This is a genomic window from Ruegeria aquimaris (assembly GCF_025751555.1).
Taxonomy (GTDB): domain Bacteria; phylum Pseudomonadota; class Alphaproteobacteria; order Rhodobacterales; family Rhodobacteraceae; genus Ruegeria_B; species Ruegeria_B aquimaris.
Genome location: NZ_JAOWLB010000016.1, coordinates 56050 through 72595 on the forward strand (window position 1 = coordinate 56050; position 16546 = coordinate 72595).

At 61.5% G+C, this 16546-nt stretch carries 14 protein-coding genes and 1 tRNA gene; 7 read left to right on the forward strand and 8 right to left on the reverse strand.

The features are described from left to right. Positions 1–40 precede the first annotated feature (40 nt). Both OE747_RS18300 and OE747_RS18305 read right to left on the reverse strand, forming a co-directional pair. Positions 41–580: a GNAT family N-acetyltransferase gene (locus tag OE747_RS18300; RefSeq protein WP_263829985.1), complete on the reverse strand. Its 540-nt coding sequence runs from the start codon at positions 578–580 to the stop codon at positions 41–43. After that, positions 577–1053 (reverse strand): DUF2948 family protein, encoded by a 477-nt coding sequence (locus OE747_RS18305; protein ID WP_263829986.1) that lies wholly within the window; start codon positions 1051–1053, stop codon positions 577–579. The genes OE747_RS18300 and OE747_RS18305 overlap by 4 nt, the downstream gene beginning before the upstream one ends. Before the next feature lie 406 nt (positions 1054–1459). Between OE747_RS18305 and OE747_RS18310 the strand changes: the two genes are divergently transcribed. Both OE747_RS18310 and OE747_RS18315 read left to right on the forward strand, forming a co-directional pair. Then, positions 1460–1534: transfer RNA gene (locus tag OE747_RS18310), tRNA-Thr, on the forward strand. Positions 1535–1850: 316 nt separating this feature from the next. Beyond that, the gene (locus OE747_RS18315) at positions 1851–3179 is read left to right on the forward strand and encodes an adenylate/guanylate cyclase domain-containing protein (protein ID WP_263829987.1); all 1329 of its coding nucleotides are present in this window, start codon (positions 1851–1853) and stop codon (positions 3177–3179) included. Between the two features lie 103 nt (positions 3180–3282). Here OE747_RS18315 and OE747_RS18320 read toward each other — a convergent pair whose 3' ends face one another. After that, the gene (locus tag OE747_RS18320; protein WP_263829988.1) at positions 3283–3930 is read right to left on the reverse strand and encodes a TetR family transcriptional regulator C-terminal domain-containing protein; all 648 of its coding nucleotides are present in this window, start codon (positions 3928–3930) and stop codon (positions 3283–3285) included. A 144-nt stretch (positions 3931–4074) separates the two neighbouring features. On the opposite strand from OE747_RS18320, the gene OE747_RS18325 reads away from it, so the two are divergent. The 5 genes from OE747_RS18325 to OE747_RS18345 all read left to right on the forward strand — a co-directional run bounded on the left by OE747_RS18325 (position 4075) and on the right by OE747_RS18345 (position 11090). Then, on the forward strand, positions 4075–5712 hold the full coding sequence (locus OE747_RS18325) for a phytoene desaturase family protein (RefSeq protein ID WP_263829989.1): 1638 nt from the start codon (positions 4075–4077) through the stop codon (positions 5710–5712). 11 nt (positions 5713–5723) lie between these two features. Beyond that, entirely contained in the window at positions 5724–7262 is a 1539-nt protein-coding gene (locus OE747_RS18330; protein ID WP_263829990.1) for a phytoene desaturase family protein, read from the forward strand. After that, a complete protein-coding gene (locus OE747_RS18335; protein WP_263829991.1) occupies positions 7259–8458 on the forward strand; it encodes an aminomethyltransferase family protein in 1200 nt (399 codons plus the stop codon). The genes OE747_RS18330 and OE747_RS18335 overlap by 4 nt, the downstream gene beginning before the upstream one ends. A 20-nt stretch (positions 8459–8478) precedes the next feature. After that, entirely contained in the window at positions 8479–9873 is a 1395-nt protein-coding gene (locus OE747_RS18340; RefSeq protein ID WP_404818335.1) for an aminotransferase, read from the forward strand. A gap of 161 nt (positions 9874–10034) precedes the next feature. Then, a complete protein-coding gene (locus OE747_RS18345; protein ID WP_263829993.1) occupies positions 10035–11090 on the forward strand; it encodes an extracellular solute-binding protein in 1056 nt (351 codons plus the stop codon). 51 nt (positions 11091–11141) lie between these two features. Here OE747_RS18345 and OE747_RS18350 read toward each other — a convergent pair whose 3' ends face one another. The 5 genes from OE747_RS18350 to OE747_RS18370 form a co-directional block, all read right to left on the reverse strand. Then, positions 11142–12368 carry an aromatic ring-hydroxylating oxygenase subunit alpha gene (locus OE747_RS18350; RefSeq protein ID WP_263829994.1) on the reverse strand — a complete coding sequence of 409 codons (1227 nt, stop codon included), beginning with the start codon at positions 12366–12368 and terminating at the stop codon, positions 11142–11144. 44 nt (positions 12369–12412) lie between these two features. Then, entirely contained in the window at positions 12413–13525 is a 1113-nt protein-coding gene (locus tag OE747_RS18355; protein WP_263829995.1) for an ABC transporter ATP-binding protein, read from the reverse strand. Positions 13526–13527: 2 nt separating this feature from the next. After that, on the reverse strand, positions 13528–14355 hold the full coding sequence (locus OE747_RS18360) for an ABC transporter permease (protein WP_263829996.1): 828 nt from the start codon (positions 14353–14355) through the stop codon (positions 13528–13530). A 2-nt stretch (positions 14356–14357) separates the two neighbouring features. Beyond that, entirely contained in the window at positions 14358–15131 is a 774-nt protein-coding gene (locus tag OE747_RS18365; RefSeq protein WP_263829997.1) for an ABC transporter permease, read from the reverse strand. Positions 15132–15287: 156 nt separating this feature from the next. Then, entirely contained in the window at positions 15288–16520 is a 1233-nt protein-coding gene (locus tag OE747_RS18370; protein ID WP_263829998.1) for an aromatic ring-hydroxylating oxygenase subunit alpha, read from the reverse strand. Between the last annotated feature and the right edge of the window lie 26 nt (positions 16521–16546).

Consider the following 16546-nt stretch of genomic DNA (forward strand, 5'->3'; position numbering starts at 1 on the left):
GCGGGATAGCGATGGCGGCGGTGCTTCTCAACCCTTTCCGTCAGGGGTGCAGCGATTTGCGCATCGGGTATCCCAGGATCCACCTGCCGCGCCGGGCCGGTCCCGCCGGTTGCCAGCCGCGCCTGCCATAGAACGCGCGCGCGGTCGCCGTGCTGGTCAGCAGGCCCTCGCTGGCACCCAACGCGCGCAGCCGCTCTTCCAGCCCGGCCAGCATCGCCGTGCTGGCCCCGGTGCCACGAAACCCTGGATCGACATAGTTCAGGGTGATGCGCCCGGTCCCGCTTGCGGAGTCGAGATCCGACAGCGCGCCCACCGCGGCCGTCTGACCGCCCCGGATCAGAATCCAGAACTCCGATCCCTCCGCCGCCATCTGATCGCGCAACGCCCCGGGTTCCTTGTTGGCGCACCACCGCGCGATGGCTTCCTTGTCGCCGCCATGATCGGCGCCGCACAGGTCCGAGATTGACCGGACCAGCACCTGCGACATGTCGAACACATCGAACACCGTCGCCCGCCGCAGGATGTCATCCGATCCTGTCGGGGAGAATGCCTGGGAAATCCCGCGCTTGTTCTGGATCATTCCGAATGCTGCGGCACGTGGCGCGACGGCGCCAGATAAGGCCGGGTGACGTCCTTCAAGGTCACCTCCAGCGCCTCGACCGACAGCCGGATCGCGCCGTCCCCGGCAACGGTCAACAAGACCTCGCCGGCACAATCGTCAGTGGGCTCGAAGGAGATCGACAGCAGCGAAAGGATCATGTCGGCGTCGGTGCGGTCGATACCCTGGCTCGCTACGCCCAGCACATTGTCGAACACCAACAGCGACTGCACCCGCTCATAACCACGGCCGCGCCGCTCGGCCGCGGCGCGATCCTCCCACCGAAACCGGTTCAGCAACAGCGCAAACCGCCGCTCCGAGGCCCGCCAGGTCATCTCGGTGACCGGTAGCACGGCATCCTGCACCAGCGACGAGATGATCTTGAGATCGTCGGAATCCTCTGCCCCCAGGTTCAGCGGGGCCTCTCTGCCATCTTCAAAACTTGCGTCCACCATTCGTCCCTGATCCGTTCGATTCTTGCACCCGAGGATTCGAGCCCGTCCAACACATGTTCATATCACCGGTCCCGATGATAGACCCTGCCGCCCTGTGTCCCATCTGTTTCGGCCCACCTCGCAGCATCCCGCGCCCTGTCCCAGGCCACCCGCCCAGCGATCCCGGCCTAGTCCGTGTCCGCTGCTTTTTCTTCCTCCGCCGATGACCGGGCTCGCGCCTGCGCCTTGCGCCGCGCTAGATTCGCCTTGAGCGCCGCCTTAAGCCGGTCCTCTCGGGTCTCAGTGCCGCGTTTCGCCTTCGGGGGGGATTTTTCCTTTGCCATGGCCTTTCTCTACAGGAGGCTAAAAAAACCGTCTAGATGCCCTTGCGCGCCGTTTCGTTTGAGTCTAATCACCCGCTCACCCCGCTGCCGTAGCTCAGGGGTAGAGCACTCCCTTGGTAAGGGAGAGGTCGAGAGTTCAAATCTCTCCGGCAGCACCATCAAACCCCCTTGAAAACAAACAAGAAGCCGCGACGCGGATTTAGTGCGCCTGATTTTTCGGACACGAATGGGCCTGCTTGCGGTTGTGACAACGGTGGGTGGTCAGTTTCAGTCGGAACAGGGCGCTTTGCAGGATCGACTTTTGCGGCGGAAGCGCCCAAAGCCCGGCACGCAGGCAACTTGGCGGTCGGAAAACGGCTGTGGACAGGTGGCCGGGGTCGCCTGCCGCACTGAATATCTCGCCAAATCCAAAGGAAAATCCTATCGTGAGCCAACACCACAAGAGCTTTGACAAAGGGTGGTAAGGAAAGAGATGTGAGACCCGACACCCGGTACGCACGCAGCGGAGATCTTAGCATCGCCTACCAGGTCTTTGGCGAAGGCGACGAGGATCTTGTCCTCGTTCCGGGCTGGGTTTCCAATGTCGATCTGTTCTGGGATGAGCCGATCGTTGCGCGCTTTCTCACCGAACTCTCAAGCTTTTGTCGCGTCATTCTGTTCGACAAACGCGGTACCGGTCTTTCGGACCGGGGCTCTGGCGCCGCCACCCTCGAAGAGCGGATGGATGATGTCCGGGCCGTCATGGATGCGGTTGGCTCGCAAGGCGCCACGATCTTTGGCTATTCCGAAGGCGGCCCGATGAGCGTGTTGTTCGCCGCCACCTATCCGGACCGCACCCGCGCCCTTGTCCTGGCGGGCAGTTATGCCAACAGGCGCGCACGCCCGGATTATCCCGAAGGCTTGTCTGAGGCGGATATCGAAAGGTTGGTCGAAAGGGTCCGTGCGGACTGGGGCACCGCGCTGGACATCGAGCGGCGCATTCCCAGCCTTGCGGATAACCCCAGGTTCCGCAACTGGTGGGCCCGGTTTCTGCGCGGCGGCGCCTCACCCGCAGCGGCCTTGGCTTTGCTGCGGATGAACCTTGAAATCGACGTGCGACCGATCCTTGCTTCGGTGCAGGCGCCCAGTTTGATTTTGCACGCAGTTCGGGATCGGGTCGTCGCCTGTTCAAACGGGCGGTACCTGGCCGCGAACATCCCGAACGCCCGGATGGTCGAGATCGACGCCGACGATCATCCTCCCTATACCGAGGTCTCGGAACGCGTCTTGGCCGAGATCCGGCAATTCATTACCGGACAGGAGAGACGCCAGATCGAGGAGCGGGTTCTGGGGACCATCATGTTCACCGACATTGTCGGGTCGACCAGCCTCGTTCACAAGGTCGGAGACAGGGCCTGGAACGACACGCTGGCGGCGCATCATGACGAGGTCAGAAACCAGCTTGAGATCTTTGGCGGGCGCGAGGTCAAGACCACTGGCGACGGGTTTCTTGCGATGTTCGACGGCCCGGCACGGGCGGTCCGCTGCGGGCATTCGATTCAATCCGCCATGGATGCGATCGGCCTCAAGGTCCGCATCGGCCTGCATACCGGCGAGTGCACGATCTCCGGCGATGACGTTGCCGGAATAGCGGTTCATATCGCGGCCCGCATCGGTGGCATGGCCGAAGCCGGACAGGTCCTTGTATCACAAACCGTGCGCGATCTGGTGGCCGGGTCCGGCCTGATCTTCGACAATCTGGGCTTGCGGGAATTGCGGGGCGTTGACGGCCAATGGTCGATCTGCGCCGCAAGATCGAAGTAGGCCCGATCCGGGTAACCGGTGCGGAATGGCCTCTCGGGGCCTGTACAAAACGGTCAATCCCCCCTTGGAACCCGGTACAAAACGGTCAAAACGCCGGTTTGCTTCAGTCCGCGAAGGTGGCCTTGTGGTCGGGGAAGACCATGCGCAGATGCGCCATGGTCAGGCGCAACCCTTCCTCGATCGAGAAGCTTTCGGGGGTCAGGTACAATTTTTGCCAGAACCCGTCGGTCAGTGAATCGATGCCGAACGCCGCGTCGCGGGCCTCGGTTTCCGAGGCATTCGGTAACAGTTCGCGGCACAATTCATAGAGCGCCGCACCCCTCTGGACGTCGAAATCCCGGGCGCTGTCGGCATAGCGCGGGCGGAAACTCGCCTCGCCCCAGAACGAGAACCAGACCGCCAGCGCCTCACGGTTGCAGACCACTGGCGAGAAGTCGGCCCGGATCAGCGCCGCCAGCCGCTCCGCCGGGTCGGTCCCGGCTTCGGCCACTGCGTTGCGCCAGGTGTCGGCATAGATCGAATACTGGTACTCCAGCGCTGCGGCCAACAGCATGTCTTTGCTTTTAAAGTAGAAAACCGCGACGCCCTGGGACAGCCCGGCGGCATTCGCAACCGTTGCCAGCGTGGTGCGGGACAACCCGTTCTCGACAACCGAGCGCAGCGTCGCCTCGATCAGCTGCCTGCGGCGGCGGTCGGCATTGTCCTTGCGTTCCTTGCGCTGCCGGGGCGGCGGCGGGGCTTTGTCGGTCATCCTGGCGGCTCCGGGTTTTCCATGACGCATCTCTATCCTGTCCGGTATCGTGAATAAAGTAGTCCAAAATTTATTTGAGCGCTCAAAAAACTTTACGAACCCCGGACGCCGAGGTATTCCTTGATCAGCAAAAGGGAGCACGCGATGGGGCGTCACGACCGATATGATGCGATAATCGCCGGGGCGGGCCACAATGGCCTGACCACGGCCTGCTATCTGGCCAAGGCCGGGCTCAAGGTTCTGGTGGTCGAGAAGAACGACTGGATCGGCGGCGCCGCCGTCAGCCGCTCGCTGCATCCCGGCTGGACCTATTCGAACTGTTCCTATGTCTGTTCTCTGTTGCGGCGCGAGATCGTGCGCGACCTTGAATTGCCGCGCTTCGGGCTTCAGGTCATCCCTTACGAGGGTGGCGCGACCTTTACCTCCGATGGCGACTATTTCGCCTATTATTCTGATCACGACGCCCTGCGGCGCGAGATCGCCCGGCACGAGCCGCGCGATGTCGATGCCTATGACCGGTTCAGCCAGACGGTGATGCGGCAATGCCGGTTCATCCGGCCGTTCCTGCTGCGCACGGCGCCCGATCCGGTGCGGATGCGTCCGCGCGATATCTCTGAACTGGCTTATCTGGTGCGCAAGGTGCACGGGCTGGGCGCGCGCGAGATCGGCGAGACGCTGCGGTTCTGGACCATGTCCATCGGCGATTTCCTGGACGAGCATTTCGAGAATGACCTGATCAAGGCGCATCTGGCTGGCTCGGGGATCATCGGAACCGGGCTGGGCGTCTATTCGCCCGGGTCTGCCTATGTGCTCTTGCATCATTATATGGGGGATGTGGACGGAACCATCGGTGCCTGGGGGTTTGCCCGGGGTGGCATGGGGTCGATCAGCCGCGCGCTGGGACTGGCGTTTGAAGAGGCGGGCGGCACCATCGTGACCGGCTCTGGGATCGACAAGTTCCTGACCAGGGGCGGCAAGGTGACCGGCGTCGCGCTGGAAAACGGCGATACTTACGAGGCGCCTGTTGTGGCCTCGAACATGGATGTCAAACGGACCTTCCTGAAGCACACCGACCGCGACGATCTGCCGGGCGATTTCCTGCGCGCGGTCGAGCGGTTCAAGATCCGCGGTTCGTCGGGCAAGCTGAACATCGCGCTGGATCGCCTGCCCGAGTTTCCGGCCGCACCCGCCGGGGCGCCATTCCTGCGCGGTGACATGCACTGCTCGACCTCGCTGGCCGAGCTTGAGCGCGCTTATGACGACTGGAAGGACGGCCGCTGGTCGCAAAGCCCCTATTTCGACATGCTGATCCCCAGCCAGATCGACCCGACCATGGCGCCGCCGGGCAGCCATATGATGACCGTCTTTGTACAATACGCGCCCTATGATCTTGAAGTCGACGGCGTGCGCGACGCCGCCAACTGGACCGAGGAGCGTCGCCGCGCCTTTGCCGATTGCGTGTTGGACAAGATGTCAGCTGCCTGTCCGGATATCAAAGAGCGTGTGCAGCACGTGGAAATCCGTTCGCCGCTGGAACTTGAGACCGAGGTCGGGTTGACCGAGGGCAATATCTTTCAGGGTGAGCTGACCTTTGACCAGTTGCTCTTCAATCGACCGGTGCCGGGTTATGCCGACTATCGCTCGCCGATCCGGGGCCTCTATCTGGTGGGTTCGTCCGCGCATCCCGGCGGTGGGGTCATGGCCGCACCCGGGGCGAATGCGGCGCGCGAAATCCTGATCGACCTGGGCCGCCGCAGCGGGCTGCCGGCCGAGGCCGCGTGAGGAGACGGGCGATGGAACAGTTCGATGCGATCGTGATCGGGGCGGGGCACAATGGCCTGACGGCGGCTGCGGTTCTGGCGGGCAAGGGCAAAAGGGTCCTTGTTCTGGAGCGTAGCACGTCACTGGGCGGCATGATGGCGACAGGAACGCTGAATGGAGTTCAGCTGCCCCGTCTGGCCCATCTTCTTTACAACCTGAATCCGGTCGTGGTCAGGGATCTGGGTCTGAAACTGGACGCAAAACCTGTGCCTACAGTTGCCTTGTCCGAGGATGGTCGGCATGTGGTGATGGATGGAGCCGAGGTCCGGTTCGCCGATGGCACGGCACATCCCGATGCTGCGGCCTTTGTGACCTTGTACCAAAGGCTTGTGCGGTTTGGGACCTTGCTGGGCCAGCTTGCACAGGCAGCGCCGCCGGACCTGTCCGGGTCGCTGAGTCTGGCGCAGGCGGGAGAACTGGGCGCGCTGGCGCGTCTTGGTTTGCGGCTGCGCCTGATGGGCAAGGCCGAGATGCGCGAATTCCTGCGGATCGTCCTGTCCAACGCGCAGGACCTTATTCTCGACGAATTGGCTGACGGGCCGCTGGCCGGTGCGCTGGCAGCGGATGCGGTGCGCGGGGCCTGGGCGGGGCCGTCGGCGCCGGGCACGGTGTTTTCGCTGATCTACCGTTTGGCGCAGGGCGGTGGCGCTGCCCTGCCTTCGGGCGGGATGGATGCGGTTGTGTCCGCCTTTGTCAAGGCGGCAGAGGCCCGGGGCGCTACGATCCGGACCGGGGCCGCAGTCCAGCGGATCGTCGTCGAAGGTGATCGGGTCACGGGCGTCGAACTGGCCGACGGCTCACGGGTATCGTCGGCGATGGTGCTGTCTACTGCGGGTGCGGCGCAAAGCATGATGCTGGCCGGGCACGGCAGCTATGATATCGAGGCCGTCCGCAGGTTGCGCAACTTCCGCACCAAGGGCACGGCTGCCAAGGTGAACCTAGTTCTGAGTGGTGCGCCCAAGTTCAGCGGCCTTTCACGTGAACAGGCATCCGGGCGACTGTTGATTGCACGGTCTGTCCGGGCGGTCGAGAGGGCCTTCAACCCGGTAAAATATGGCGAAGCTTCCAAAGCACCGGTCATTGAGGCGGTGGTGCCGACGCTGACCGTGCCTGATGCGTCCGGTAAACACGTGGTCTCGGCGGTTGTTCAATATGTCCCCTATGCCCCCGACGGTGGCTGGACCGACACCGCGCGCCAGACGGTGATCGACCAAGTCGTCGCCGCACTGGATCGGTTCGCGCCGGGACTGGCCGCTATGGTCACGGCCAGCGAATTGCTGACACCTGCCGATATTGAGTCTGAGACCGGTGCGCCGGGTGGGCATTGGCATCATGGCGAGATGAGTTTCGATCAGCTCCTGTCGGTGCGCCCAGCGAATGGCCTGGCCCATTATGGCTTCGGTCCGGCGGGACTGTACCTTGCCGGGGCGGCGGCGCATCCGGGTGGCGATGTCACGGGCGCACCGGGCCGGAACGCCGCGCTGAAGGCATTGAAGGAGATGGCGGCATGAAGGATACGCGCCACGATCTGCCCCCGGAGCATGTCCCGCTGGGCCTGATCCCGACGCCGTTCCAACCACGGCTGGAACCGTTGAGCCGGACCAAGGACTGGATGAACTGGGCGGGCTACATCTCGCCCGCCGTACTGGACACGATGGAGTTCGAGTATTTCGCGATCCGCAACCAGGCGACGCTGTTCGATATCTCGCCCATGCACAAATACCGCGTCTCCGGCCCCGAGGCACTGGGGATGTTGAACCGGCTTGTCACCCGAGATGTGCGGAAACTGGCACCGGGGCGCGTTGCCTATGTGATGTGGTGCGACGAGGATGGCATGGTGATCGACGATGGAACATTGTTCCGGCTGTCGGAAACCGAGTTCCGCCTGTGCTGCCAGGAACCGCAGTTCTCATGGTTGCTGGATGCGGCCTGGGGCTATGATGTCCGGGTCGAGGACGAGTCGCACAGTGTTGCGGGCCTGTCATTGCAGGGGCCGACCTCGGCGTCTGTCTTGCTTGAGGCCGGTTTCGAGATCGACCATCTCCGCCCGTTTGATCTGGCCGAGGCCGAGCCGGGGTTGTTGATCTCGCGTACCGGGTTTACCGGCGATCTTGGATATGAGCTGTGGATCTCGCCGGACCATGCATTGGCGCTGTGGGATCGGCTGTGGGATGCGGGGCAGACCTGGGGCATTCGCGCCATTGGCTATCATGCGCTGAACATGGCCCGGATCGAAGCCGGGTTCATTGCCGCCGGTGTCGAATTCCAGCCGATCCATCACACCTTGCGGCTGCATCGCGGACGAACGCCCGTGGAACTGGGTTTTGCCTGGCTGGTCGATTTCGACAAGGGGCATTTCAACGGTCGCCGCGCGCTGGTGGCCCAGGCTGAACGCGGGCCGCGCTCGATGATCGTCAAGCTTGATATCGGCGGGTTCAAACCGGCCGCCGACGCGCTGATCTATTACCGAAAGAAACGCGAAGTCGGGCATATCACTTCGGCCATGTGGTCGCCGACGCTCAAGCGCAATATCGCGCTGGCCGAGGTCCGCGCGCCCTTTGGTCCCGACAGAACCAAAGACCTCTGGGTCGAAATCTATCTCAATCAGGAAGGCGTCTGGCAGCGCCGCATGGCGCGCGCGACCGTCTTGTCGCAGCCGTTCTTCCGCAACCCCCGCGCCCGGGCGACGCCGCCGGCCGCATTTTGAAGAAGCAAGAAGAGCAAATCATGTCTGGAGCTCATTTGAAACCCATCAGTAACAGCCCTTCGGTCGAGGAGTTGCACGAGTGGGACCGCCTGCACAACCTCAAACCATGGTCGATGATGAACACATGGCGCGAGGAAGAGGGGCAGATCATCGACCGGGGTGATGGCATCTATATGTGGGACAGCCACGGCCGCCGGATGATCGACGGCCCGGGTGGCATGTGGTGTGTGCAGATCGGCCATGGACGGCAGGAAATGGCGGATGCCATCGCTGATCAGGTGATGAAACTCGCCTATTCCTCTCCTTTCTCGACGGGAACCGAGCCAGCGGCGATCCTGGCGCGCAAGCTGGCCGAATTCGCGCCGGGTGATCTGAACACCGTGTTTTTTACCACCGGTGGGTCGACGGCCGTTGATACGGCGCTGCGCGCGATGCATTTCCTGAACAACCGGCGTGGCATGCCGGACAAGAAGATCGTGATCTCGCGCGAACGCGCCTATCACGGATCGACCTATCTGTCGGCGACGGTATCGGGAAAGGAGCGCAATCGCACCCGTTTCGACAAGGAAAACCGGCTGGTGCATTTCCTGCCCGATGTCGATCCGTATCACCGCCCCGAGGGCATGAGCGTCGAGACGTTCTGTGACCAGAAGGTCGATGATCTGGAACAGGCGATCCTGGAACTTGGCCCGGAAAACGTGGGCGCCTTCATCGCGGAACCGATCCTGTGTTCCGGCGGCGTGATCGTGCCGCCACCGGGGTATCACAAGCGCACGCTGGAGGTCTGCCGCAAGCATGACGTGCTATACATCTCGGACGAGGTGGTGACCGGTTTCGGGCGGCTGGGGCACTGGTTCGCCTCGGAACCCGTGTTTGACATCGTGCCCGACATGATCACCTGCGCAAAAGGGCTGACCTCGGGCTACCTGCCGCTAGGTGCCTGCATCATTTCAGACCGGATCATGGAGCAGATGACCGGACCCGAGGAGGTGCTGTTCTCGAACGGGTATACCTATTCGGCGCATCCGGTCAGCTGCGCCGCCGCGTTGAAGAACATCGAGATCATGGAGCGCGAGGACATCCTGGGCCATGTGCGCGAGGTCACGCCCTATTTCCAGGAGCGACTGCGCAGTTTCGAGAAGTTCCCGATCGTGGGTGACCTGCGCGGGATGGGGCTGTTGGGATGCATCGAGGGCAAGGTGACCGAGGGCCGGGCTTCGTTGGCCGCAGACAGCGATTTCGGCACCCGGCTGGATATGATCTGTGAAGAGAATGGTCTGTTGCTGCGTCCGCTGCTCAACATGGCTGTTTTCTCACCGCCATTGATCATCTCGAAGCCCCAGATCGACACCATGTTCGACATCATCGAGGGCGCCTTGGAACAGGTTTCACGCGAAATGGGGATTGATGGCTGACCGCTTCGGATTTCGTTGTTTTTCCGGCTGCGCAAAACGCTTGTCGGGGCGTGGCACAGCCCCGTTTAATCGGGGCGGCGACCCCTGGCATTCGATTCGGGGGATATTCGAACGAGGCCGTAGAGAAGAGAATCCAAAGAACCAAAACAGGGAGAAAACTGATGAAACACCTCAGAAATGCGTTGCTGGTTTCGGCCAGTATGGTGGCAAGCGCCGCTTTTGCCGGAGACCCCGAACTGGTCGTGTTCGACTGGGCAGGGTATGAAGATCCCGAGTTCTATGTGAACTTCACCGAGAAGCACGGTGACGCTCCGACCTTTGCCTTCTTTTCGGACGAGGAAGAAGCCTTTCAGAAACTGCGGGCGGGGTTCAAGGCGGATGCGGCGCATCCCTGTTCCCAGTCGGTACCAAAATGGATGGACGCTGGATTGCTGGCCCCCATCGACCCTTCGAAGATCACGGAATGGGACAACCTGGAACCCGGCTTCCGGGACATCAAGGCATATTGGAAGGACGGTAAGCCCTATTTCGTTCCGGTCGATTGGGGCAACACCGCAATGACCTATAACACGGAGCTTCTCAAACCCGAGGATGTGCAATCGTTGAAAGCCTTTGCCGATCCCAAACATGCGGGCCGCGTGTCCATCGGCGACAGCGTCGACGATGCCTACGCCCTCGCATTTTTGGCAACCGGTGTGAACGACTGGACCAACGTCACCGACGCACAGATTGACGCCGCATCGGATTTTCTGCGTCAGGTTCACCAGAACCTGCGGGCCTATTGGACCAGCGGATCGGAACTGGCGCAGATGATGCAGAGCGGTGAGGTCTACCTTGCCTGGGCCTGGAACGAGACCTTTGCGACCATGAGCGCCGAGGGCCACCCGATCGCGATGAAGCGGGACACAGACGAAGGGTCGTCGAGCTGGGTTTGTGGATATTCGAAACTGGCCGATGCGCCGGGCAGCGACGACAAGTTCTATGACTTCGTGAACGCCTGGCTGGCGCCGCGGACGGCCGACTATATCGTGTCGGCCTGGGGTTACGGACATTCCAATGCCAAAGCGATGGACAAGATGAATGTCGAAGATCTGGCCGCTGTCGGCCTGGAAACCTCGGACAATCTGCGGGCCGGTACGCTGTGGCAGGCACCTACAAGCCCGGAAGTGCGGGAACGTCTGATCGCCGATTTCGAGAAAATCAAAGCCGGCTTCTGACCTTTCCAAACTGAAAAGAGGCCGCCCGGACAGGTTTCGGGCGGCCTTTGTTCATGCAATCGTGCGAAGGTAGGTTTCAACAAACCACTGGGTGTAGCTTTCCATCGGGGCAAAGGGGCCGGGTTCGTAGAACCGCGAATTCACCCCTTCCTGGTTCTTTTCGATGATCAGTTTGTCGCTTTCGGTGGTCACATCCCAGAGCCAGGTCAGGCGGGCCTTGTCATAGTCGCGACCCTCGATTGCGTCCTCGTGGACCAGCCAGATGATCTCCTGGATCGAGTTGTCCTTGTCCACGGGAATGAAACGGTAAAGGATCGCGTGATCGGCATAGACCAGCATCGGGTTCAGGATACCGACATAGATGTCGGATGCCGCGTCATCCCACCCGGTGAGATCGCCCAGCAAGGGCGCCAGCGGCTTGCCGTCTTCACTGCCGGTTTGGTACCCGTCGAACAGGGCGTAACGGCGATAGTAAGTGTCTATCGACCCTTGGGGCTTGTTCGGGCCGGTCGCGTCGAGCAGATCGGCCGGAGCGCCGGTTTCCGCCGCTCTTGCGCCGACCTCGGCATTCAGGGGCGCGTGCAAACGGTCGGGCAGATGGATCACGTGGCTGCGCGAGAACTCGGGATGGGCCGATGTGCAGTGGTAGCATTCGTTGTAATTCTCGACGAGCAGCTTCCAGTTGGCGGCCACCGGATAAGAGGCTCTTGCGGCGATCCTGGTTCTGGCCAGGCCAAAGGGCGCGATCATCGGTTCCAGCAAGGTCCGGGCGGTCGAGAAATCCTCGGGCGTATCCGACAGCGACACGTAAATGAGCCCGTGGAACACTTCGACCGAGAACCGTTTCAGCCCCAGATCAGCCTTGTTGGTCTCGGCTCCCATCAGGCGGGCGGAAAACAGGCTGCCATCCAGGTTGTAGACCCAGGCGTGATAGGGGCAGGAAAACCGGCTGACATTGCCACGGGGTTCCAGGCAGACGCGTGACCCACGGTGCCGACACACGTTTGCAAGGGCGTGAAACGCGCCTTCGCGGTCGCGGACGACGATCACGCTCTCGCCCAGAAGATCGAACAACAGATAGTCGCCCGGATCCGGCAATTCGCTGATGTGCCCGGCAAGATGCCATTCCCGCAAAAAGACACGTTCGACATCACGCTGGAACACGGCATCAGAGGTATAGAACGGTTGTTCCAGTGCGTAGCCGGGCCTGTATGCCGCGATCAGAGCGGTGACCTCGTCCTGCCACGGAGTAAGATGCAGTGTGGGTTTTCCAGTCATGCTGAACCTCCTTTGTAGCGGAACGTTGGAAATCTGTCGTCGTGTCAGCGAAAGACGATGATGGAATCGGTGGCGAAACCGACGCGCGCGGTTTCACCGGGGCGCAGGACCGCACGGCCCGCCGTGTTGCGCATGGAGATTGTGACCGGTGCCTCCAGGCCGTTCAGTCGAACCGAGTAGTAGGTCATGTCGCCATAGTAGGACGTCTCGACAACTTCGCCCTCGACGATGCGCTCGGCGCTTGGGGCGCCATCAATCAGAATGGTCATCATCTCGGGCCGCACGCCAACGCGATGGATCTCTTCCGGTTTCATGCCGTCAGGCAGGCCCGCGCGGGGAATGTCGATCTTTCCCAGCGCCTGAACGTCGAGCGAAACATGTGTTTCAGACGACTTCGTGGCCCGCGCTTCGAGAAAGTTCATCACGCCAATGAAGGATGCGACCCTTTGGTTGACAGGGCGACGATAAAGCTCTTCGGGTGTGGCCAGCTGTTCGATCTGCCCGTCAAACATCACCGCGATGCGGTCGGACATGATAAGCGCTTCTTCCTGGTCATGGGTCACCAGGATGAACGTGATGCCGACCGAGCGCTGCAACTGGCGCAGTTCCAGCTGCATCTGATCGCGCAGTTTCTTGTCGAGCGCGGACAGAGGCTCGTCCAGCAGTACGACCTTGGGTTTCATGATCAGCGCGCGGGCAAGGGCGACCCGCTGGCGTTGCCCACCCGAGAGCGTATGGGCCGCGCGCGGGCCGTATCCGCCAAGATCGACCATCTCCAGCGCCTGTTCCACCTCTCGCTTGTACTCGGCCTTGGGCAGGCGACGTTTCTTCAACCCATAGCCGACATTGTCGGCCACGCTGAGATGCGGAAAGATCGCATAGCTCTGGAACACCATATTGGTGGGCCGGTGGTTTGCCGCGATCCCGGCCATGGCCTTGTTGTCTATGGTGATGGTTCCTGTCGTGGGATCGTCGAACCCCGCGATCATGCGCAGCAGGGTCGTCTTGCCACAGCCCGACGGACCCAGAAGCGAGAAGAACTCGCCTTCGCGAATGTTCGCCGTGATCCCCTTGAGCGCCTGAACAGCACCAAAGTTCTTGGTAACGCCGTCCAGTTCGATGATCGTGCGCGCGTGCGGTTTTTCGGTGTCGAGCATGGTCAGATCAGCCCTTCGGTTGTCGAGGCGTCAAGGCCGCGGCGGGTGGCCGAACGGCGACGGAAGAATTCGGCGAGTATGAGCAGGGCCACGGTAAGGGCCAGCAATATGGTCCCTAGCGCCATGATGCTGGGCAGCTTTGTCGGAAAGCGCATCTGGCTCCAGATGTATACCGGCAGGGTGACCTCGGTGCCCGTCAGGAAGAAGGCGATGATGAACTCGTCCAGCGAGATCGTGAAGGTGATCAGCAGGCTTGAGATCACGCCGGGCATGACCAGCGGAAAGGTCACGCGGCGAAAGGTGCCCCAATGTGTTTCGCCCAAATCGAAAGACGCTTCTTCCATGCTGGGATCGAGGCCGCGAAAGGCGGAACTGAGAACCGCGATCGAAAACGGGGTGCAGACCAGCACATGCCCGAGAACCACCGTCCACAAGGACAGGCTGAGCCCAAGCTGGATCAGAACGATCAGCAGAGCCACTGCGATGATGATTTCCGGCAGCACCAGCGGAAGCATGACCAGACCCATGATCCCCCGTTGAAAGGGGAAGGTGTATCGCGCCACGGCGCGGGCGGCGAAAAGCCCAAGAACCGTGCTGATGACCGCGGTTGAGACCGACACCAGCATACTGTTCCAGACCGCGTCGTGCAGCGCCTGTGTCGTCCAAAGGACCCCGAACCACTCGGTTGTGAATCCGCTGAGCGGAAAGGCGATGATGGTGGCGCTGTTGAAGGCGAAGATCGGCAGCAGAACGACCGGTGCATAGAGAAACACCATGTAGACGACCGCGTAGACGTTCAGCCAATTCAGGTTTTTCCGACGGTTCGACATGGTCAGTCTGCGCCTCCGCGCCCGATTTTGCGTGTCGCGAAGAAGATCAGCAGGCTGATACCACCGACGATGAACATCGATGACACTGCCAGCGCCGCGCCGAGCGGGGCGTTGTTCGCCTTGCCGAACTGGACCTGGATCATGTTCGAGATCATCAGCCCCTCGGTTCCACCGACGAGGCGCGGGGTGATGTAGTCGCCCACTGTCGGGATCAGAACGATGATCGTGGCGGCGACGACACCCGGCATGGCCAGAGGCAACGTGATGCGAAAGAAGCTGCGCACCGGCCCGTCGCCCAGATCCTTGGCCGCTTCGAGCAGCGAACGGTCGATCCGCTCCAACGCGACAAAGATCGGGAGGATCGCGAACGGGGCCCAGGCATGGGCCAGCGTGATCACCACGGCGTTGGCGTTGTAGAGGATGAACGAAAGCGGTTCGTCGATCAGGCCCAGCCCAAGCAGCGCCGAATTCAGGACCCCGTTATATCCCAGGATCACCTTCCACAGGAATACCCGCAGCAGGTAGCTTGTCCAGAACGGCACCGTGATCAGGAACAGCCAGAGCGCCTTGCGGTGGTGTACGTGAAACGAAACGTGGTAGGCGATGGGAAAGGCCAGAAGCACGGTCACCACGGTGACAACCAGCGAAATCCTGAGCGAGCGCAGCGTGAGTTCGCGATATAGCGGGTCGGTCCAGGCCTCGCGGTAATTGGCGAGGGTGAATGTCGTGTCCAGATCCAGATAGTTCTGCGTCCAGAAGCTGAACGTCACCACCATCGCCAGCGGAGCGGCGAGAAGGAGGAGAGCATAGGCGAATGGCGGGCCGACGAGTATCAGGCCTTGCCTTTGGTCACGGTCGATCAGTTGCGCAACTCCCTGCTTGTCGGTCCGTCCTGTTTTGCTGGCTTGGTTCCGACAGATTATCCTGTTTCCCTACGTCGGCAATTCCCAGGATTGCCCGGCCTTCTGCCGCAAAAAGTCATTTCGTTCCTTCAGGGTTCCTGGGTCTGGCTCTGCCTCTGCCAGCACGGGGAAGACATCTCGTAACTGGTCGTGATAGCTCATCACCCCGACCTCGAGGTCGGACAATAGAACGCCGTCATACGCCGATGAAAACGCGGCTTCCCAGGTCCATTTAGTCAGCATCTCGTCCTCGCGGGATGTGATGCGGTCGATCCGGCCGGAAAGATATCTTGCCGCGCGCATGCGGCGGTCTTCGTCCGGATGACGGTACACCGCGCCGCGCTGGATGGTTCGGCCAACCTCAACCGGGATTTCCTGATAGAAATAGATCGAGTCGGGATAGAGCCCGAAGACGAAGTTCGGGAACACGCCGATGTAGAGCCACGCTTGTTTGTGATCGGTATCCAGTTCCGGGACATCCGGCAGGATCTTCTTGTAGTTCCGCACGCTCCAGAGACGACCGTCACCCGCCCGAAAGCCGGAATAGGAGCGAGAAGTCCCGTCACGGAACGGCTCGTCGAAGTAGTTTTTCCCGAACAGATCATCCAGCCCCGGATGCGCCATCGGGACGTGATAGCCCTCGTTGTCGACATCTCGAATGCACTTCCAGTTCACCTCGACTTCGGTTGACCAGACCCCGTTTCCGTCGGGCACCATCCGGTCCATTCTGTATTGGGCCAGTTCCTGGTCCCACCGACCAAGCAGTTCCGCCACCGAGGGTTGTGGCCCGGGTTGAAAACGAACAAAGACGAACCCATTCCAGATCTCCGACTCGAGAGGCTTCAGTCCCCATTCGATCGGGTCAAGGTCCGGCAGGCTTTCGGGTTGGGCGGGGCTTCTGAGGGTGCCGTCCAGATTGTAGACCCAGCCGTGAAATGGACAGATGATCGAGTTGCGGCAATTGCCGTGTTCGTCTCCCAGCACCCGGCTGCCGCGATGGCGGCAAAGATTGTGGAAGGCGCGTACAGTCCCCTGTGAGTCGCGCACGATCAGCGCGCGGTCGCCCACGATGTCGCAGGTAAAGAAATCGCCCGGATCGGGAATGTCGTTGACATGGCAGATCACCTGCCAATGGCGGCGGAACAGGTCCTCTTTTTCCTGCTCCAGCAAGTCCTGGCTGAAATAGCCCCAGGCCGGCAATCCGCTGCGATCCCGAGCGGCCTCCGCGCCTTGTGGCGGATTTTGCGTGCGCCCCATTGTCATGTCCCTGTTCAATATTTTTTTGAGCG